This window comes from Arthrobacter sp. PAMC 25486 (assembly GCF_000785535.1).
Taxonomy (GTDB): domain Bacteria; phylum Actinomycetota; class Actinomycetes; order Actinomycetales; family Micrococcaceae; genus Specibacter.
This window is the reverse complement of sequence record NZ_CP007595.1, coordinates 1,897,489-1,916,187: the sequence shown is the minus strand read 5'-3', so window position 1 is coordinate 1,916,187 and position 18,699 is coordinate 1,897,489. Positions and strand designations below refer to the sequence as shown.

23 protein-coding genes are annotated in these 18,699 nt (G+C 64.6%); 13 read left to right on the top strand and 10 right to left on the bottom strand.

Annotation, left to right across the window (positions count from 1 at the left end; genetic code table 11):
* Positions 1–10 precede the first annotated feature (10 nt).
* Entirely contained in the window at positions 11–610 is a 600-nt protein-coding gene (locus art_RS08785) for a class I SAM-dependent methyltransferase (RefSeq protein ID WP_038464130.1), read from the bottom strand.
* A gap of 61 nt (positions 611–671) precedes the next feature.
* Here art_RS08785 and art_RS08780 point away from each other — a divergent pair, with 61 nt between their 5' ends.
* From art_RS08780 to art_RS08770, 3 genes are read left to right on the top strand one after another with little or no spacing between them, the layout of a single operon-like run.
* Positions 672–1,142 carry an NUDIX domain-containing protein gene (locus art_RS08780; RefSeq protein WP_038464127.1) on the top strand — a complete coding sequence of 157 codons (471 nt, stop codon included), beginning with the start codon at positions 672–674 and terminating at the stop codon, positions 1,140–1,142.
* A gap of 49 nt (positions 1,143–1,191) precedes the next feature.
* On the top strand, positions 1,192–1,989 hold the full coding sequence (locus tag art_RS08775; protein ID WP_052136154.1) for a hypothetical protein: 798 nt from the start codon (positions 1,192–1,194) through the stop codon (positions 1,987–1,989).
* Between the two features lie 2 nt (positions 1,990–1,991).
* Complete coding sequence (locus tag art_RS08770) at positions 1,992–2,690, top strand: DUF4166 domain-containing protein (RefSeq protein ID WP_038464124.1); 699 nt, start codon at positions 1,992–1,994, stop codon at positions 2,688–2,690.
* On the opposite strand, the gene art_RS08765 is transcribed toward art_RS08770, so the two are convergent.
* The gene (locus tag art_RS08765; RefSeq protein WP_157875219.1) at positions 2,691–3,161 is read right to left on the bottom strand and encodes a hypothetical protein; all 471 of its coding nucleotides are present in this window, start codon (positions 3,159–3,161) and stop codon (positions 2,691–2,693) included. It lies immediately after the preceding gene.
* An 87-nt stretch (positions 3,162–3,248) separates the two neighbouring features.
* On the opposite strand from art_RS08765, the gene art_RS08760 reads away from it, so the two are divergent.
* Both art_RS08760 and art_RS08755 read left to right on the top strand, forming a co-directional pair.
* Entirely contained in the window at positions 3,249–3,608 is a 360-nt protein-coding gene (locus tag art_RS08760; RefSeq protein WP_038464118.1) for a PadR family transcriptional regulator, read from the top strand.
* On the top strand, positions 3,605–4,975 hold the full coding sequence (locus art_RS08755; protein WP_157875218.1) for a hypothetical protein: 1,371 nt from the start codon (positions 3,605–3,607) through the stop codon (positions 4,973–4,975). Before art_RS08760 ends, art_RS08755 begins: the two co-directional genes overlap by 4 nt.
* 23 nt (positions 4,976–4,998) lie before the next feature.
* On the opposite strand, the gene art_RS08750 is transcribed toward art_RS08755, so the two are convergent.
* Positions 4,999–5,487, bottom strand: a complete 489-nt coding sequence (locus art_RS08750) for a DUF1772 domain-containing protein (RefSeq protein WP_052136151.1) — start codon at positions 5,485–5,487, stop codon at positions 4,999–5,001.
* Between the two features lie 190 nt (positions 5,488–5,677).
* Here art_RS08750 and art_RS08745 point away from each other — a divergent pair, with 190 nt between their 5' ends.
* Positions 5,678–6,646 carry an AraC family transcriptional regulator gene (locus tag art_RS08745; RefSeq protein WP_038464115.1) on the top strand — a complete coding sequence of 323 codons (969 nt, stop codon included), beginning with the start codon at positions 5,678–5,680 and terminating at the stop codon, positions 6,644–6,646.
* A gap of 13 nt (positions 6,647–6,659) precedes the next feature.
* Here art_RS08745 and art_RS08740 read toward each other — a convergent pair whose 3' ends face one another.
* Both art_RS08740 and art_RS08735 read right to left on the bottom strand, forming a co-directional pair.
* Positions 6,660–7,670 carry an SRPBCC domain-containing protein gene (locus tag art_RS08740; RefSeq protein ID WP_038464112.1) on the bottom strand — a complete coding sequence of 337 codons (1,011 nt, stop codon included), beginning with the start codon at positions 7,668–7,670 and terminating at the stop codon, positions 6,660–6,662.
* Positions 7,667–7,912, bottom strand: a complete 246-nt coding sequence (locus art_RS08735; RefSeq protein ID WP_038464109.1) for a hypothetical protein — start codon at positions 7,910–7,912, stop codon at positions 7,667–7,669. The genes art_RS08740 and art_RS08735 overlap by 4 nt, the downstream gene beginning before the upstream one ends.
* Positions 7,913–8,056: 144 nt before the next feature.
* Between art_RS08735 and art_RS08730 the strand changes: the two genes are divergently transcribed.
* From art_RS08730 to art_RS08720, 3 genes are read left to right on the top strand one after another with little or no spacing between them, the layout of a single operon-like run.
* On the top strand, positions 8,057–9,334 hold the full coding sequence (locus tag art_RS08730) for a Y-family DNA polymerase (protein ID WP_038464107.1): 1,278 nt from the start codon (positions 8,057–8,059) through the stop codon (positions 9,332–9,334).
* Between the two features lie 27 nt (positions 9,335–9,361).
* Positions 9,362–9,778, top strand: a complete 417-nt coding sequence (locus art_RS08725) for a DUF2809 domain-containing protein (RefSeq protein WP_038464104.1) — start codon at positions 9,362–9,364, stop codon at positions 9,776–9,778.
* A 40-nt stretch (positions 9,779–9,818) separates the two neighbouring features.
* Positions 9,819–10,940, top strand: a complete 1,122-nt coding sequence (locus tag art_RS08720) for an FAD-dependent oxidoreductase (protein ID WP_038464101.1) — start codon at positions 9,819–9,821, stop codon at positions 10,938–10,940.
* A 10-nt stretch (positions 10,941–10,950) separates the two neighbouring features.
* Here the strand turns inward: art_RS08720 and art_RS08715 are convergent, their stop codons facing one another.
* Entirely contained in the window at positions 10,951–11,310 is a 360-nt protein-coding gene (locus art_RS08715) for a hypothetical protein (RefSeq protein ID WP_157875217.1), read from the bottom strand.
* An 85-nt stretch (positions 11,311–11,395) separates the two neighbouring features.
* Here art_RS08715 and art_RS08710 point away from each other — a divergent pair, with 85 nt between their 5' ends.
* A complete protein-coding gene (locus art_RS08710; protein WP_038464094.1) occupies positions 11,396–12,388 on the top strand; it encodes an LLM class flavin-dependent oxidoreductase in 993 nt (330 codons plus the stop codon).
* A 10-nt stretch (positions 12,389–12,398) separates the two neighbouring features.
* A complete protein-coding gene (locus art_RS08705) occupies positions 12,399–12,758 on the top strand; it encodes a VOC family protein (RefSeq protein ID WP_038464091.1) in 360 nt (119 codons plus the stop codon).
* 23 nt (positions 12,759–12,781) lie between these two features.
* Here art_RS08705 and art_RS08700 read toward each other — a convergent pair whose 3' ends face one another.
* Entirely contained in the window at positions 12,782–14,284 is a 1,503-nt protein-coding gene (locus tag art_RS08700) for an FUSC family protein (RefSeq protein ID WP_052136150.1), read from the bottom strand.
* 127 nt (positions 14,285–14,411) lie between these two features.
* Here art_RS08700 and art_RS08695 point away from each other — a divergent pair, with 127 nt between their 5' ends.
* A complete protein-coding gene (locus art_RS08695; protein WP_038464088.1) occupies positions 14,412–14,921 on the top strand; it encodes a MarR family winged helix-turn-helix transcriptional regulator in 510 nt (169 codons plus the stop codon).
* 52 nt (positions 14,922–14,973) lie between these two features.
* On the opposite strand, the gene art_RS08690 is transcribed toward art_RS08695, so the two are convergent.
* Together art_RS08690 and art_RS08685 are read right to left on the bottom strand one after the other, a co-directional pair.
* Positions 14,974–15,633: an HAD family phosphatase gene (locus art_RS08690; protein WP_082000203.1), complete on the bottom strand. Its 660-nt coding sequence runs from the start codon at positions 15,631–15,633 to the stop codon at positions 14,974–14,976.
* Positions 15,634–15,772: 139 nt separating this feature from the next.
* Complete coding sequence (locus tag art_RS08685; RefSeq protein ID WP_038464086.1) at positions 15,773–16,702, bottom strand: NAD-dependent epimerase/dehydratase family protein; 930 nt, start codon at positions 16,700–16,702, stop codon at positions 15,773–15,775.
* A gap of 142 nt (positions 16,703–16,844) precedes the next feature.
* Between art_RS08685 and art_RS08680 the strand changes: the two genes are divergently transcribed.
* Complete coding sequence (locus art_RS08680) at positions 16,845–17,546, top strand: TetR/AcrR family transcriptional regulator (protein WP_038464083.1); 702 nt, start codon at positions 16,845–16,847, stop codon at positions 17,544–17,546.
* Positions 17,547–17,551: 5 nt separating this feature from the next.
* On the opposite strand, the gene art_RS08675 is transcribed toward art_RS08680, so the two are convergent.
* The gene (locus tag art_RS08675; RefSeq protein WP_038464080.1) at positions 17,552–18,649 is read right to left on the bottom strand and encodes an alanine--glyoxylate aminotransferase family protein; all 1,098 of its coding nucleotides are present in this window, start codon (positions 18,647–18,649) and stop codon (positions 17,552–17,554) included.
* Positions 18,650–18,699: the final 50 nt, after the last annotated feature.

Genomic DNA, 18,699 nt, shown 5'->3' with positions numbered 1-18,699 from the left:
TGCAGGTACCTCATCGGACGACGGCGGAAATTGCCGCGTGCGGTTTGCTGCCGTCATCGTGGCGTGCTTCAACCTCAAGCACCTCAAAGCCGGCCGCCTGCAGTAGACAGGACATCTGTTCAACCGACCGGTAGTACGCCGTGACGACTCCGTGATCCAGGGTTTCGTCGGCAGCGCCGTCGAAGAACCCGATGAGCAGGCGGCCATTGGAGGCGAGAACCCGCCTGAATTCGGCAAGGACTACGGGCAACTCCGCAGGGTGCACGTGGATCAGCGAATACCACGCCAGAACCCCACCCAAACTCCCATCGTCCACCTCGAGACTTCGCAGTGAGGACACGTGAAATGAAACGTCGGGGAAGCGTGTACCGGCGATCTCGACGAATTCCGGAACAATATCGATGCCTGAAATATTTGCACCGCGCCCATTGAGAAAGTTCGTCCAATGGCCGGGTCCGCATCCTGCATCGATGATGTGGCCGTCAACCTCCCCGGCCCAGCATTCAATTCGCCGCCGATCGAGCTCATGCATGTCATCAATTGAGCCAAGCAAAGAAGTGTATTCGGCTGCGCGTTTGGCGTAAGCCCGCAGAACGTCCCCATCATCCATGGAGCAATTGTATGCAGTTTCGTGATTAGGTGCAGGGGTTCCGTGACCCTAGGCTCGTTTCATGTCAGATGCCCCCAGTGTCCCCGAACGATCCGTACTGACCCCGGTCAGCTACGTCGTCTTCCGTCGCGGCAACTCGGTATTGCTGCAGCTGCGCCAAGGCACGGGTTTCATGGATGGTTATTGGGCGACTGCGGCAGCGGGCCATGTGGAAGCTGGTGAATCTGCAAGTGGTGCAGCTGTCCGTGAAGCCCATGAAGAACTGGGCATCGTCATTTCCGCGGACCAGCTGGTGCCACTGGCAACAATGCATCGCACACAGCCAGGTTCCATGGCCTCGGGTGGCCGGGTCGATTTCTTCTTCACCTGTGCGGCATGGTCCGGTGACCCCGTAATCATGGAAGGCGACAAGTCGGCCGGCTTGGAGTGGTTCGATCTTGATGATCTTCCGCAGGCGCTGGTTCCTCACGAACGGTACGTCTTCGAAAGACTCAAAACGGGACTTCCCGCCATCATTGACCTTGGACCATGAAGGTGGAGTTGATGCGCGGGTGTCCGGCCCGTCCTCTTAAGATGGGGTGATGGGGGACAAATTGGGGCACAAGAAATTGGCCAAGCCGCTGTATGTGGAGATTCGGATCCGGGCCGACATGGAGTGGGTGTGGGAGCTGAGCCAGAATCCGGAGGCGCATCCCCGCTGGGACCTGCGGTTCTCACGCATCATCCCTGTGGACCGGGATGAACAGGGTCAGGTCCGCTTCCGCTACGAGTTCCTATTGCCGCTGCACACCATCAAAGGGACCGGGACATCGCTGGGCCACCGGCACCGGGAGGACGGCCAGGCAACCTCGGTGCTGAAGTTCGACACCGCGGACTGGCTTTCACCCATTGGACCGGGCTCGGGATACTGGCGATATATTCCCACGGACGACGGCCTGCGCTTCATCACGGGGTACAACTACCAGCCAGGCATGGGAATCATCGGCAAGGCTCTGGACTCCACCGTCATCCGGCCTGCGCTCGGCTGGGCCACGGCCATCAGCTTTGACCGCTTGCGGCTGTGGGCCGAATCGGACCTTGATCCCAAGGCAGCCCGCAACCGCTGGTTCCTCGACGCCGGCGCCAGGGCAGGCGGGGTTCTGGTGGCTGCTGGACTGTTCCGGCGGGCCGTGACAAAGCACAGCGTGGGATCCGCGGCGCTGGGCATGGTTGCTGCGCTTGCATCCACAGCTGTTCCTTCGCATTGGTCGGTGCCGCGCGCAGGCCGGTGTCTGCGCAGCGCGCCCGACGAACGTGCCGCACGCGCTCTGTCCGCGCTCGCAGGGCTGCGGGAACCCGACCAGCCAGGCAACATCCGCCAGTCGGCAGAAAAGGAATAGGCATGGCCTCAATATTTGAAATTGCACTTGGTGAGGACTTCCAACGGCTGCATCCCATGATGCAGAAGCGCTTCGGCGTGGACGTTGGGGCCGGCTATGCCTGCGTGGGAACGGGAGTCTTCTCCGAAGTTCGCCGCGGCGCCTGGTGGACGGTGCCGTTTCTGCGCTTTGGGGCCTTTCGCAACATCCTGTTCCCCGATCACGGAAACAACATTCCCTTCACCGTGGAGAACTACCCGTACATTGACGGCTTTGGCCGGCCCACCGTCACGTTTGTGCGGACCCTGGACATGCCCAGCGTCCGCGGCAGCCGGGCAAGGAAGCGCCGCTTCGACGCCACAATGGTGCACAGCAGCGACCGCGGCGCCATCGTCGACTACCTTGGCACCCACCAGCACCTGGCCACAGACCTTGTCTTGGAAGTCCTCGACGACGGTTCCCTCCACCTGCAGACCACCGGCCAGCGCTTCTACGAAGGTCCGGTGGCGTTCAGCTTCCCGCCCATTGGCACGGGAACGGCAGACCTCTACGAAAGCTACGACGAGGCCCGCGGCGTATACACAATCCAGATGCAGGTGCGGAACCGCTGGTTCGGCTTCCTCTTTGGCTACAAGGGCGAGTTCACGTGCGAGTTCCCCGCCGTTGTTGGGGACGCGGTGCCGGCGCACCTCAAGCCGGTGCGGGAGGAAATCCGGGAGTAGTTACCCGCCCTGTTGCGGGTCAACCGCGGTCATGAGCCATGCGCCGTCGGACTTTTCTGCGCTCCAGACTTGGGTGTGCTGGTAGACATTGTTGACGGCGCCGGCCAAGCAAAAGTCGACGGCGGTCCTATCCGCGGACATGCGCTTGACGTTGTCACCGTCCGCAAACAGCAACCAGTGCGCGGACTCGTTCGAGGAGGTGTCCAGCGCGAGGGCTTCCTTGGCGAACGGCTCCGGGGCATCCGTCGTATCGCTGTATGGGCAGACAACGAATACCGAGTCCCACAGGGGAATGGGGGCGCCAATTCCCTCTCCGCGAGGCAAGGTGGATTGCCCGCTCTGAGCGGTCTTCACTAGCGCGTCCTGATAGTCGGTGTTGCCGGCACATCCGGTGAGGAGTGCGCCAAGTAGCAGCGTGGCGGCAGGGATTGCCCACCTCGACAAGGCAGGGGGTCGGGGTTCGTGGCTCATGATTCGAGCCTATCTGCCAAGGAGGTTCAGGCTGGCCGGCAACACTCCCTCTGGCTTAATACTCCCACTGTGGGTATATTGGCTGGCATGAACGAAAATACCTTTTGGATCCTCACGGCACTCGCGGGAGGGCGCCGGCACGGCTACGCCATCCTGCGCGACGTGGAGGAGTTGACCGCCGCCAAGGTGTCTTTGCGGGTGACGACGCTTTACGCCTCCCTCGAGCGGCTCGAACGTGAGGGGCTTGTGCTCCGGGCGGGCGAGGAAATTGTCGATGGACGGGCGCGCCGCTACTACGAGTTGGCCGACGGCGGCATCGAGGCGCTGACCGCTGAGACGGAGCGGCTGTCGGTCCGCCTGGGAGCCGCGGAAAAGCGTCTGGCCGCACCTCGGCCGGCGGCCATCCGACCGGCGCCGGCAACCATGGTTTGGGGGTTCGCCGGATGAGCGCTTCGTTGCGGACTAAGTATGAGCGGCTGCTGCGATGGTATCCGCGTACCTGGCGGGACGAGCACGGGCGCCTGATGTTGGACACCCTGGATGAGCATGCCAGCGACCGGGGAATTGGCCGCCCGGGCATCGCGGAGGCATGGTCCATCAGGGCCCATGGGCTGGGTGAGCGGGCCACGAACCGGTGGGCTGTGGTGGCCGCGGCCGTGTCGCTGGCGGCCTTCGCCATTGCCACTGGGATCCTGTTGAGCGATTCGCTCCAGCTGCCCGGAGCCGGTGCTGCACGGATCGTGCTGGCAATGTTTGTCGGCCCGCTGGCACTGTCGTTTGCTGTTTTGATCCTCCTGCACCGCAAGGGCCAGCTGTCCGCACCTGCTTCGCTGTGCATGGCGGCGGGTGCTGTGCCCTCGTGGGCTGTGGCGGCGCTGGCGGTGGTGAGCCTGGCCATCGCCTTCGACGAGGCGGATGCGGGAATGGGGCGCACCTGGTTTGGCTCGGCAACTCTGCTGTTCATGTTGCTGGCGTGGTCCTTCGGCGGGGCATCCCTGCTGGCTCCTGTTGCCTCGTTGGTGGACAGGAAGCTGCCTACGCCCATCCGATGGCTGCTGATTGTGCTCGTGGCGGCGGTGGCTTCACTGGCCATTGGCCTGGCGGCGGCAGTCGGGCAAATGATGGGAGCCGTGGTGGCGGCCACAGCCCTAGTGCTGGCAGTGGTGGCCTCCAGGCCGGCACGGCCGGGGGTGCGGGGTGCGGACATGCAGCGCCCCGAGCTGCCTCCCCGTACCGGTCCACGGGCCGCGCCGACCCGCAGCACCTACGCCAAAGTTTGTGCCGCGGCCCTGGTCTCGTTCGTGGTGGGATTTGCCTGTGTGGTCTTGGCTCTCACGGGCAGCACCTGGGCCCCCGGAGTCGGCGACTCCACGAATGCCATGAATCTTGGATTGGCCGCAGGTGCGTTGGTCGCCATGCCCGCAGTTGTTGCAGCCGGCCTGCTGCTCACGCCGCGTTTTGGCGCCATCGTGGGCTGGTCGGCATTGCTGTTCTGTGCAGGCCTGGGCGTAGCGTCCGCCGCACAGTTTTCAGGTGCTGGCAGTTCCCTGCAGTGGCCGTTGATGCTGCTTGCCGCCGTGCTGGGGAGTCTGGCGTTCGCGCTGCCGGTCAGTGGATTGCTTTCGACCAGGCCCGCCGTGCGCATTGCCGTGGGTGTGGCCCTCGGTCTGGCCGGTGTCGTCCCCGCGATCATGACCGTGACTGCGGCAGGATTCATCGCACCGGTAGCCGCTGCCGCGCTCGCCGTTTGGGCATGGAGGAGACTGTCTGGCGGGCGTCGTAACGCCATCCCGCACGTGGCCTACCCCCAGTAGTGCTGCCTCAGCTCGCCTGCCGGTTAAGCCGGCCTCGTGAGGGAATGCAACAGGACTACCGCTGCTGCCACGGAAACGGCCGTCCGTGCAAGGTTGGCTGCCCGCCAATTTCGCTCAAAGGATTGCCATTTCATCGTGGTGTCGGGGGCATTGGAGGAAATCCCGCCCAAGGCGTTGTTCAGTGGGACGTTGCGGACAAGGGTGATGCCGAAAGCAGCAATGCCAAGTCCGGCCCCCGCCATGAGGAACGGTTCAGGTGGGCTCGTCGAACTTGATATGAGCTCGGTGAGGATCACGGCAGCGGAGGTTGCGGCACCGCCAAAGAAAACAGCCATGAACGGCAGCCGGACCGCGTTGCTGTTGATGCGCTGCATCGCAGTAACTGCCTGACTGGCGGGAAGGCTTCGCAGCGCAGGCATGATGATGGCGGAGAACGCTAAGTACACACCGCCTGAAACTCCCGCACAGACTGCGGCTGTGGCGACGACGGCGTCAAGCAGTGGTCCGCTCATGCGCGGGGTTCCGTGCGCACGGTCTTGAAACTGGGAACGCGATGAAGTGGAGCCGGGCATTCCCTGGTCCGGGAAAAACTGTACGGGGAGAACATGTTTCTCGTAGTCATGGAACCAGTCAACAGCAGTTGGTGTGCACATTGAATGGCTGAAAAGTGTGTCTTCATACGCGATCGTCTAAGTTTGAGGCATGGATCCACTGACGCACCTTCTTGACGGTCCCCGGGCGCGGCGTGCCTTTGCCTTGCGAGTGGTGATGTCCCAAAACTGGTCCATTGGTGTACGGGACAAAGCACCGTTGACGGTCATCGCAATGATGTCAGGACAAGCGTGGCTGGTGGCCGGCAATGGCCAGGTCCAGTTGCGTTCCGGCGACGTGGCGATCGTCCGTGGTCCGGAGCCCTACATCGTTGCTGACGATCCGATGCGCGCCCCGGACGTATTTATTGAACCGGGTCAGCGGTGCACGTCACTGTCCGGTGAAGATGTCGGCCCGGACATGAGCCGGGGAATTCGTACCTGGGGAAACGGGGTGTCTGGGGAAACAACGATGCTGATCGGCACCTATGAGACTGACGCTCAGATCGGGGCGGCCGTAACAAACGCTCTGCCTCAGGTTGCCGTCGTGCCCGCCGGCCAGATCAGCGCATCACTCTTGGGATTCCTCGAAGCTGAAGTCACCACCGATGCGCCAGGTCAAGGCAGCACCATCGACAGGCTCCTTGATGTGCTTCTGGTCCACTCGATCCGCGCCTGGGCCGTGCTGAACCCGGAAACGGCACACGGTTGGCTCGCCGGTGCGAACGACCCGATGGTGTTCCAGGCTCTGAAATACTTCCACGAATCTCCAGAGAAGCCCTGGAGCCTGGAATCACTTGCCCGGCTGCTGAATATTTCACGGGCTACCCTAGCCTGCCGATTCCGCACCTGTGTGGGCGAGCCACCCATGACCTATCTGACGAACTGGCGCATGCTTCTTGTCAGTGAACTGCTGGCCGATTCCCAGCTGACAACAGCGCAGATAGCGGCGAAAGTTGGCTATGGCGGCCCTTTCGCATTGAGTACGGCCTTCAAAAGAAGATTCGGTGCAAGTCCTACGGCGTACCGTAACTGCAACTACGCGACATCAGGAGCGGCGCCAGTTTCCACGTCGCCATAATGCCGGGGAGTCGTCAGCGGAAAGCGCGGCTGATTCCTCCTGCAAACTGGCGCAGCTGCATCCAGATCGCGAAGCGTTGGAGCGGAGCCAGCATGAATCCGACCGCCCGGCGCCAGCCACGACTGCGCCGCCAGGCCAAGGTAATGCCCAGCCGGGTGCCTCCCGTCGTGGCGGAGAGTGCGATGCACAGCTGGTAAGAATTGCTTCGACCCAGATCGGGGTAAGTGAATCGCCAGCTGATGCTGGATCCGGGCACACCAGCGACCAGCTCGACCCGTCGGCGCTCGCTGCCCCTCCGTACGCGTACTGTCTTCCCGTCCGGCCATTCGGTTGGAGGAATCGTCAGCCAGCTAGCTCCCACCATTGCATCACCGGTAATGTCCGGCGCAATGACGCCGCCGGTGAGTGGCTCCCATTCCGACATCCTCTGAGGGTTCACCAGCAGGGCCCACACCTCCTCGATCGGGGCAGGAACAAAAACCTCGGTGGAACCGTGCTTACTGTCAGGAAGTGTGTCGGCTGGTGTTGCCGATGTTGAGGGGGTTGCGGGGGCACTGGATTCTTTGGCATCGGCCAGATGGCTGATGAGCGCCGCCGGGGAAGTGCCCAGCCGCTGCAGTAGCTCCTCAATGAGTCCGCTCGGCTCGGTGAGAAGTTCTGCCAAGACGGCGGCAGCATCGCCGTCGTTCCTGCCCTTGGATGCCCGGGTGATGATGTCGAAGGCGCGCTTGCTCCATTCGTACCCATTGGTTTCGTGGAAGGTGATGCGCCCTCCGTCGGGCGCCGGGAGATCGATTCCGATGGATTGCAGTGACAGGCTACGCTGCTCGGCAATGGCCTGGCGGGTTGCCTCGAGGGTGACACCGTGGCTGCGCAGCACGTGGCCGGCAGCTTGTTCACTGAGCGTCAGTGCAAGGAGCAGATGCTCGACGTCGGGCTCCCGTTGGCCCATGCGGGAGGCTTCCTCCATGGCTGCGAGGGACAAGGTTTGGCTGGTGGTTGCAGCCCGGGCGAACTTGCTCATTGGTTTCTCCTGGGGACGGGGATTCTCGGATCGATCCGCTTTGAGTATTTCTTGTGCGCCGCCTGCCGTGTCACGCCGAGTGCGGCGGCGATATCCTGCCAGCTCATTCCTTCACGCAATGCAGCTTCCACCTGGGCGAGCTCAAGCGTGTCGGCAAGGACGCGCAAGGACGCGACAGCTCGAAGCCCGGAGCGGGGATCGCTCGTGTCCGCTGCCGTCTTTGCAATCTGTCGTGGTTCCATGTTGTAAACCTAGGTTGCTAAGCCTGAGGCTGTCAACCTGGGTTGCTCCGTGGTTGCTGGGATGGCCCCTGCCCCTGCGGTCTGTGGGCTTGAGGCCATGCATGTGACTCGAATGCGTGTTCGGGTCATGGGAGAATAGGCACCATGAGCAACAACCGCATCGCCCTGGTGGACGTGAACAATTTTTATGTCTCGTGCGAGCGGGTCTTTGACCCGAGGCTGGAAGGCCGTCCCGTCGTGGTGCTGTCCAACAATGATGGCTGTGTGGTGGCGCGCTCCGCTGAAGCGAAGGAGCTGGGCATCGCCACAGGGGCTCCATGGTTTCAGATCCAGCGGCAGGCCAAAGCGTGGGGGCTGGTGGCCCGCTCCAGCAACTATGAGCTGTACGGGGACATGAGCGCCCGGGTCATGGAAGTGGCGGGCCGCTTTGGCACGTGGCAGGAGGTGTACTCGATCGACGAATCGTTTGTGGGGCTGGTGGGGGATCCGGACCAATTGCAGGCCGTGGGCCGGGACATCCGGGCGGCCGTGATGCGCCATGTGGGTGTGCCTGTCTGTGTTGGGGTGGCGTCGACGAAGACGCTGGCCAAGTTTGCCAACCGGATTGCCAAGCAGAATCCGAGGCTCGGCGGGGTGTGCGCCCTTGATGCGATGCCGCCCAGTCACGTGGAGGGCATCCAGGAACGCGTTCCAGCCTCGGGACTGTGGGGTGTGGGCGGGAAGACCTCGGACCGGCTGAAAATGATGGGCATCGAAACCATCGCCGACCTCAAGGCCGCCGACCCGGCCCTGATCCGCAAGAAATTTTCCGTGGTGCTGCAGCGGACAGTCATGGAGCTCAACGGGACCGAGTGCATTCCCCATGTCGAGGAGCATGTGGACAAGCAGCAGATCATGTTCTCGCGCAGCTTCTCCGAACCCGTCACCACGGTGGCCGGCATGGAGGAGGTCATGGCTGTCTATGCCCAGCGGGGCGCCGCCCGGCTCAATGAGGAAGGGCTGCGGGCTGCAATCATGACCGTCACGGCCGGAACCAGTCGCTTCGCCGCGGGGGAGGGGAGCTTTCCTGCCGCGACGATCCGCTTTGCGACGCCCACCCAGGACCCCATTGTGTTGGTCCGGGCCGCCGTTGCCGCCATCAGGCAAAGCGCCGTTGCCGGTGCCTCCTACCTGCGGGCCGGTGTCATGTTCGGCGGACTTGAGCCGGCTTCAGGATCGGGGATGCTTGACGTTTTTGGCGCTGGGGAGGCGCAGCCGGAGGTAGGTGGGGTCATGGGGGATGTGCGCAGCAAGTTCGGCAGCTCCGCCATCGGCATTGGGATCGGCGGACTGGCCGTTGCGCCGCAGTGGTCCATGAAACGCGAGCTCGCCTCGCCCCGCTACACCACCGAGTGGACGGACCTGCCGGTGGTGCGGGCGTGATGCGCGGCCGCCATTAGACTCAAAAGCATGGCTCTCCCCAAAACCCTCAAGTCCCGGCGCATCGCGCTGTTCATCGCAGCAACCGATGTGGTCATCGTGGGTCTGGTGTTCCACTTCTTCGTCCCCGGGGACCTGGCTAATCTCGTCAGCGACGCCCTGTACACGGTGCTCGTCTATCTGGTCCTGGCCCTCATCCTGCCGCTGGCCAAGAGGCACTGGCTGGCGCTCGCAGCCTTCGCCATCAGCGCCGTCATCGAGCTGTCCCAGCTGACGGGCGTGCCAGAACAACTCGCGGTGAGCTTCCCGCCGTCGCGCTTGATCTTTGGCACCACCTTCTCCGCACTGGACCTGGTGGCCTACGCAGTGGGAGCCGCCGCCGTCTACCTCGCCGACAGGGTCCTCTCCGAACGCGCCACCCAGTGGCGTGCCACACAACCGGAATAGCCCTCCACAGCCGCCCGTTGCACCTCAGCAGGAGGCAAAAATGCTGGATGTGGTGGTTATTGGTGCAGGTCAGGCCGGGCTTTCGGCCGCGTACTACCTGGCCAGGCACGGACTGAATCCCGAGACCGACTTTGTGGTGCTGGATGCGAATCCCGAGCCCGGCGGTGCTTGGCTGCACCGCTGGCCATCGCTGACCCTGGGCGGTGCGCACGGGGTTCATGACCTTCCCGGCATGAAACTTCCCCCGGCCGATCCCGCCGAGCCGGCCTCTGCCGTGGTCTCGCGCTACTACGGCAGCTATGAGAAATCTTTTGCTTTACCGGTGCATAGGCCCGTCAAGGTCACCGCCGTGCACACGCTGGCCGATGATTCGGCCATGCTCTTTCCCGAGGACGACGGCGGAGTCCCCACCGACATTGCCGGCCCGCCCCTAGTGGTGGAAACGGACCGTGGAGCCTACGAGACCCGGCTGGTCATCAATGCCACCGGCACCTGGGACAAGCCGCACTGGCCGCACTACCCCGGCATGTCCACCTTCGCCGGGCGGCAGCTGCACACCCGGGACTTCCACTCGGTGGAGGACTTTGCCGGGCAGCAGGTGCTGGTGGTGGGCGGCGGCACCTCGGCCGTGCAGTTCCTGCTGCAACTGGCCGCCGCCGGTGTTCAAACAGCGTGGTCCACGCGCCGCCCGCCGGAGTTCACCACCCGCGAGTTCAATCCCGGCTGGGGCCGTGACGTGGAGCGCCGTGTCCACGAGCGGACCTCCGCGGGGTTGCCGCCGTTGAGCGTTGTGGGCGTGACGGGACTGCCATTAACACAGCAGTACCAAAACGGGATTGCCGCCGGAACGCTGGTCTCCCGCGGAGCCTTGCGGGAGCTGACTCCGGCAGGTCCCGTATTTGAGGACGGGAGCACCTGCGACGCGGATGTCATCCTGTGGGCCACCGGTTTCCGCGCTGCGCTGGACCACCTGGCCCCGCTCAAACTGCGCGAACCCGGCGGCGGCATCGTCATGGACGGGGTGAAAGTTGCTAAGGAACAGCGTCTGCTCATGGTGGGCTACGGCGCCTCCGCGTCAACCTTGGGCGCGAACCGTGCCGGGCGGGCAGCTGCGCTGGCGGCCATTGACCGGCTGAGCGTTCCCGCGCCCCTCAGCGCTTGACCCCGGCCGGCTAACCGCAATCCGCAGCCTGCTCGCCTGCCGGGCCACCGCCGCCTTCCGGTGCTCGGCGAGGGGCGCGGATGACCACTTTGGTGGGGACGCCGTCGTCGTCCATCTCGAAAACGACGCCCTGGGGAAGATCACCCGGGGAGGGGATGGGGGCGCGCTGGCGTGACTGTTCCTCACGCTCCAGCCGGGCCTGGGCGGCGTGCGGATTGAAGACCTCGTCCAGGCCGCTGAGCGCCCCTCCCATGGTTGCCATGTCATGGTGCGCGCCGGGCTTGGACATGCTGCGCTGGAACAGGGCGATCGCGGTGATGGCGGCCGCAACCAGGGCAAGCATGAGAAGCACCGTCCACAACCATTCCATGTGAGCAGTCTAAAGCCGGCTGCGGAAATATCCCGGGGCAGGTTGGGGTTGGCGCTAGGGATACCCCCTTTGAAAGGCAGCACCCATGACGCTTCCCATTTCCATCCTTGACCTGGCCTACATTGGCGACGAGGGCGCTGCCGCCAGCCTGCGCTCCTCCGTGGAGCTGGCGCAGAAGGCCGAGGGATGGGGGTACAAGCGGATCTGGTTTGCCGAGCACCACAACATGCCCTCGATCGCGTCGTCGGCAACGAGCGTATTGATCGCCCACGTCGCCGCGCACACCTCCACGATCAGGCTCGGTGCCGGCGGCATCATGCTGCCGAACCACTCGCCGCTGCAGATCGCCGAACAGTTTGGCACGCTGGAGACGCTGCATCCGGGGCGCATTGATCTAGGTCTGGGCAGGGCGCCCGGCAGCGACCAGGCCACCATGCGGGCGCTGCGCCGGGACCCGTCTGCGGCGGACACCTTCCCCTCCGACGTGCAGGAATTGCAGGGGTACTTTGCCGGGGCGACCCTGATTCCCGGCATTAACGCCTACCCGGGCAAGGATACGAACGTTCCGCTGTACATCCTGGGTTCCTCCTTGTTCGGGGCCCGGCTGGCCGCTGCCTTGGGCCTGCCGTACTCGTTCGCCTCGCACTTTGCCCCGCAGGCGCTTGAGGATGCCGTCCGCATTTACCGCCGGGAGTTCAAGCCTTCCGCTGCGCTGGCCGCACCCTACGTGATTGCAGGAGTCAATGCGATTGTGGCGGACAACCAGTCGGAGGCCGATCAGCTTTCGCTGAAGGCCCGGCGCCGCATGGTGGGTGCCCTGGTGGGGCGCGGGCAGACGTTTACCGATGCCGAGTCCGACCTGCTGCTGGATTCACCAGCCGGACAGCAGGTGGTGAACATGTTCCGCTACGCCGCCGTGGGAACACCCTCGGTGGTTCGGGCCTACCTGGACGAGTTTGCCGTACTGGCCGACGCCGACGAGCTCATCGTTGCCTCGCAGATCACCGACCCCGCGGCGCGGAACCGCAGCTTTGAATTGCTCGCGCAGACCATGGAACTGGACGGTTCGAAAGAGTAACCTTTGGGGCATGGCCATTGCGTGGAATCCCACATTTGTTATTGACTGCCCCGACGCGGGCCTGCTGGCAGAGTTTTACGGTTCGCTGCTCGGCTGGGCCGCCACGGTGGAGGACGGCTGGGTCGACATCCGGCCCGCAGACGGCGGCAGCTGCATTTCCTTCCAGCAGGTCGATAACTATCAGGCGCCGGAGTGGCCGGGCCAGGAACACCCGCAGCAAATGCACCTGGACGTGGTGGTGGACGACCTCGACATGGGGGAGGCCGAGGTTTTGCGGCTCGGGGCGCTCAAGGCCGGATTACAGCCCGGCACCACCTTTCGGGTTTTCCTGGACCCGGCCGGCCATCCGTTTTGCCTCTGCAAGTCCTGATTCCCCCTGCAATTCCTAGTTACTTAGGCGGTTTCCACAGGCTGTTTTATCGGCAGGGACCTTGTGGGCAGGTGGTGGCGGTCTGCCATGGAAATGCTCAGGGCAGCCACGAGTGTGCCGATCACCACGCCAATGAGGGTGTCCGCCACGCGGCTGAACGCGGCTTCCGGACCCAGCTGTGAGCCGAGGCCGGTCATGATCAACGCCATGGGCGTGACGGCGATGGTGGTCAAGGTGTAGTTCTTGAGCACCAGCAGTTCCGCCAGAATCTGGAACGCAATCACGAGGGCCACCGACGGCCAAAACCCCAGCGACATTGACAACAACACCGTGGCCGCGGCCGCTCCCACCACATTGCCGACCAGGCGCTGAATGCTGCGCTGGACGGTGATGGCGTAGTTCATTCCCTGCAAGGCGGCGACAGCGCCCATGGTTGCCCAGAGCGGATGCTCAAAGCCCAGGCCGACGGCGGCCCAGCCAGCGAGCACCGCGGCGCCAGCCATGCGCAGGGTTTGGTGGATGCTGGCCCTGAAGCCCAGCTCTGCGAGGGCACCCGCCAGGAAACCCAAGGGTGCTGCTGCCATGCTTGGTGCTGCCTCGTCTGAGGTTGTGGGGCCAGCTGCTGCAAGGGCTGGCTGGGCGCCGGCAGGTATGCCGCGCACCTTGCGCAGTTCCGATTCATGCCGTGCCAGACGGGCCAGTGCCACCCCGTGGGATTCCCCTGCCGGTGCATCGAGGCGGGCCAGCGTGGCTTCCGCCTCGTCCAGCAACAGGTGTAGCCGGGCGGCGTCCCGGTGTAGGCGCAGCGAGCGTGGGCTGTTGCCGCGCAGGGGGCCGGCGCTCAGGGTCACCGATTCCCGGGCTGAGCGCAAGGCCGCCGTGGCAGCGGCTGGGTGGCTGCCGGCGTCGTCCGTGCCCAGCCGGATGACGGCGGCAATGGCGCGGGCAACAGCGAGGCGGGACGGGGCCATCGGGACCAGCAACACCGGGGCCATGGCAGTCAGCCAGCCCACCACAACACCGATGCCCATGGCGATCAAGGGCGCGGGAAGGGTGGCGAGGTCGTGGGTGTAGCTGGAACCTGCGCCGGCAGCGAAAACCAGAATGACGGCGCCGGGACCGGAGATGCGGAAGGCGGAGAAAACGTGGGCAGCCACACCGGCGAGGGCTGAGAGGATGACGATTTGGAGCATCATCGGTGTGCCTGCAGCGCCCAGGAGTGTGCCGATTGCCGTGGCGACGAGCATTCCCATGCCAACGACGACCATCATGCGGGCCAGTCGCCAGTAGGGCTGGTAGCGGCCAAAAGCGCTGGTCAGCGCGCCGAGGGCGGCGATTCCGGCCAACTGTTGCTGGCCCAGCAGGCCGCCGGCCACCAGCACCAGCGACGCTGCGATTCCCACCTTGATGGCTGTGGTGAAAATGGCATCCGCCGGGCGCATGACAAAGGAATTGCGCCATGCGGCAGGGGAGACGGAATGGGCCAGGGCGGCACGTGAGTGGCGCAATCGGGTGGGAGTGCTCATGGTTCCAGTCTACTAACTATTTTACTAGTAAAATAGATGTGAAGGGTGTGAGAGTTCTCTCCAGCGACTACCGCCCTCCCGCCGCTCGCGCGCTCGCAGCGGGCCCCTCGGTCGCTAGGCTTAGTCCATGAGTGCACAAACAGAATCTGGCGACTTTGTTGACCGTGCCCGCCAAGGGTGGGCGCAGGCGCGACCGGACCTGGACGTGGCGAGTATTGAGGTTATGGGGCGCATTGCCCGGATCGGAGCGCTGGTCAACCACCGCACGGAGCGGCATCTGGTGCCGGAGGGTCTGACGCGTGCTGAATTCGACGTGTTGTGCGCGCTGGCGCGCAGCGGCGGGCCCCTGCGCGCCAGCGAGGTGACAGCTGTGACCATGCTCAGCGGTGCCTCGACCACCAAGAACGCCGACCGGCTCGCCAAGCGCGGGCTCATCGAACGCCTGCCCTGGGAGCATGACGGTCGGGTGGTCCTGATGCGCCTCACTAGGCTGGGGGAGGAGCTGGTCGACCGTGAGTTCCCACGCTTTTTGGACCGTGACCGCGAGATGCTGGCCGGGCTGACCTCCAGGGAGCAGGCCCAGCTGGCTGCCCTGCTGCGCAAGATCGCCGTCAATGTGGAGCGTTCCGGGGTGTGAGCCCACGGCGTTGGCTCCGGGTCAATGCTCCGGCTTGCCGCCGGCGGTGGAGTCAAGCCAGTGAAAGCTCCAGGCAGTCCGTGCTGATGGCTGGGAGCAGTATGCCTGCGTGCCGCTCAAGCACATCCAGGGGGTGGGTTCCCGCAGCGCCGATGGCGATCATGCCGGCCGCCGCAACGGCGCCGAGGCCCGGCAGTGAGTCCTCAAAGGCAACAACCTTCGACGGATCCTTGAGCCCGAGGTCTGCTGCAGCGCGCAGGAAACCTTCGGGGTGGGGCGTGCCCTGCGCCACGTCCTCATCCGTCACCACCATGCCGAACAAGTCCAGCAGTCCCGCCCGCTCCAGTGCCGGCAGGACCTGAAGGCGGCCAGCCGTGGTCACCACGCCGAGCTTCATTCCGGCCGAATGCAGGGCATGCACCAGTTCGCGCGTTGCCGGACGGATGGGACTTTCGAGGGCCACCCGGGCCCTGTACTCGGCATCAACCAGGGGTGGGGGGTGTTCGACTGCGTCCGCCAAAATCTCGCGGGCGCTGCACAGCCTGTGCCAGGGGCTCACGCCCCGGCCGGCCACGCCGAATTCAGCGGCGGCCAGGTGGATGAACATGTCGCGGAGGATCCCCTCGTCGTCCGAGACTGTGCCGTTGAAATCGAATAGCACGCCGTCGGCCTGCAGCAAGGTCATGGGGCGGGTGTTCGCGGGTGCGCTCATGGGAATTTCGATCCGGTGCGTGGCCTGCGGGCGGGGCGGCTGTAATTGGGTGCCGCCACGTGGTCTCGCTGGACTCTGGTGCGCCGGGTTGAATATCGGGCGACGACTGGGTGACCTCGAGGATGCGTGCCGGTGAATGCTAGACCCGGGCGCGCCACCACTGGACGGTTTGCTGCGCAGCCTGCGCCAGGGGTATCGGCGACAGGCCCAGCAGTTCCTGGCTGGCCGCCGAATCCATGATGAACGGGGCGCGGAATTGGTACACGGTCTCGGAAAACTCGCGCATGTCGGCGGAGAACACCCCGGCGGCCCTAATGGTCCAACCCGGAATGGCCCCCACTTTCGGTGCCGGGACGGCTGCTGCTGACGCGAATGCGTGCACCATGGCCCGCTGTGTGATTGCCGGGTTGGTGGGCGCGTGCAATACAGAATTCCATAACTCGGGCCGTTCCGCGGCGCGAACCATGGCCGCCGCCAGGTCCGGCACGTACGTGAATGAATGCGGCAGGTCCGCGTTGCCCACCACCTGCACCCGCTTGCCGGTGAGCACCAACGGCACCATGCGATCGCCCGCGTGGGCAGCGCGCACCCGCGGCCCAAAGAAATCCGAGGCCACGACACTGACAGTGGGCGTTTTCGATGCCTCGCGGGCGGCCAGCAGCTCCGTGCGCACGCCCCGCTTCCCGCCACTTGCCTGACGCGAGCTGTTCTCCGTCATGCCTTCTTCCGGGTTGCTGTAGGAGTATAGGCTCTCCGGGAAGATCACGACGGCGCCTGCCTCGCCTGCCGCGGCGAGGACCGACTGCTCCGCGCCGGGAAGTTCACGGCGCCACACGTCAGAACTGTATCTGGACCCGTGAATGCAGTGGAAGACGGCGCCGGCTCCTGCCATGGCGGGTGCCAGTTGCACGGGGTTGCCAACATCCACCCGGTGCCGCTCGACCAGTGGATGGTCCGGTCCTGAACCGGACCTGGTCAGGAGGCGGACGTGGTGGCCGGCCTCCGCCAATTGGCTGGCAACGGTCCAGCCGACGGGCCCTGCGCCGGTGACGATTTTGATGGTGTTCATGACGTTCTCAATTCAAGGTGGTCAGCATTTCACAATATGAGAGCGGTGCTCTCACGTTAACTATCAGCCTCATCGGTTAGTTGTGTCAAGAGCACTGCTCACTTAAGTTGACGATGATCTCGAATTGCCCAAAACTAGAGACATGACGCAAACTCCGAGGGAACGCGCACGACAGCAGACCATGGCGGACATTCTCAGCATCGGACGCAGCCACCTCGCCCTCCATGGGGCCGCAGGCCTGTCACTGCGTGCGGTGGCCCGGGACCTGGGCGTGGTCTCGTCGGCTGTTTACCGATATGTCAAAAACCGCGACGAACTGCTGACGCTGCTCGTGGTGGACGGGTACACCGCGCTGGGTGAGGCTGTCGACTTGGCGGTGGGAAGCGTTGCCGCTGACGATTTTCCGGGACAATTCAGGGCGCTGGGCCGCGCAGTGCGGGAATGGGCGCTGGCAGAGCCCGCGCGTTATGGCCTGCTCTTTGGCTCACCCGTCCCCGGCTATGAAGCTCCCGCCGAGCAAACTACAGGGCCGGGAACCCGCGTGGTTGTTCAGCTGGTGCGGATCCTGGATGAAGCCCACGGCGCGGGAAAACTCGACGCGCAGGACGCCGGGGGAATCCCGCAGGGCCTGGCCCTCGACCTTGCCGCCATCCGGGCGGAAATGGGTCTCAGCGTTCCCGAGGCAGTGGTGGCCCGCGGTGTCCTGCTCTGGGCGGCGCTGTTCGGGGCAGTGAACTTTGAGGTCTTCGGCCAATACGGCACCTCAACGTTTAGTGAGCCGGCCGACCTTTTTGAACTGCACCTGGCTGCCCTGGAACAAACCGTGGGCCTGCGGGGGGCGTGAGCCGCTCAGGTCCTGGCAATGGCCTCCCGCAGTGCGCCAAGGACCAGCATCACGGAGGCCGGGTTGGCGTTGGGGCCCATCATGCCGATCCGCCATACGGTGGAGGCGAACTCACCGGCGCCGGCGCCTATTTCCAGGCTGAAGTTCTCCAGAAGGTAGGCTCGCACGGCTGCTGAATCCACGCCGTCGGGCACCCTGACGGTGGTCAGGCTCGGCAGGCGCGAACCTTCCGCGGCAAATAGTTCCAGGCCCATTTCCTGCAAACCGCCCTGCAGTGCAAGTCCGGAAGCAGCGTGGCGGGCCGCAACGGCGTCGAGCCCCTCGGCCAAGACGCGGTCAAGCCCGGCGGCGAGGCTCGCCACCATGGCAACCGGGGCCGTGTGGTGGTACGTTCGCTTGCCTCCGCCGGCAGCGCCAACATAGCCGCCCAGCAATCCCAGATCCAGGTACCAGGACTGCGGATCCTTGATGCGGCGTTCAAACGCGGCATCCGAAATGGTGAATGGTGCGAGCCCCGGCGCAACACCCAGGCACTTCTGCGTGCCAGCGTAGCCAACGTCAATGCCCCATTCGTCGGCGAGCAGCTCCAAGCCGCCGATGGAGGTGACGGCGTCAACCAGCAGCAGCGCATCGCCCTTGAGTTGGCCCAATGCGGCAATGTCCGAGAGTACGCCGGTAGAGGTCTCGGCGTGAACGGCTGCGATGACCTTGGGGTTTGGGTGGGCGGAGGCAACGCGCTCCGGGTCAATGGGCTGGCCCCATTCATGGTCCACACGGACCACCTCGGCACCGGCGCGGCGGGCCACCTCGCACATGCGCTCACCAAAAAGCCCGTTCACGGCCACCACGGCCACATCCCCCGCACCCACGGTGTTGACGAAGGCGGCTTCCATGCCGGCCGAGCCGGTCCCGCTCAACGGCAGTGTGCGCTCATTGCCGGTGCCCCAGACCAGGCGCAGCCCGTTGCACGTGGCGTCCATCACGTCGATGAACAGAGGGTCGAGGTGGCCCAGAATTGGATGCCCCAAAGCCGCGATGGCTTCCGGATAGCAATTGGTGGGGCCGGGGCCAAAAAGATGCCGGAAGGTGAGTGCGGTGCTCATGGTGCTCCTTTGCGCCTGACGTTGCTTGCCACCCAGCATAAGCACGGCGC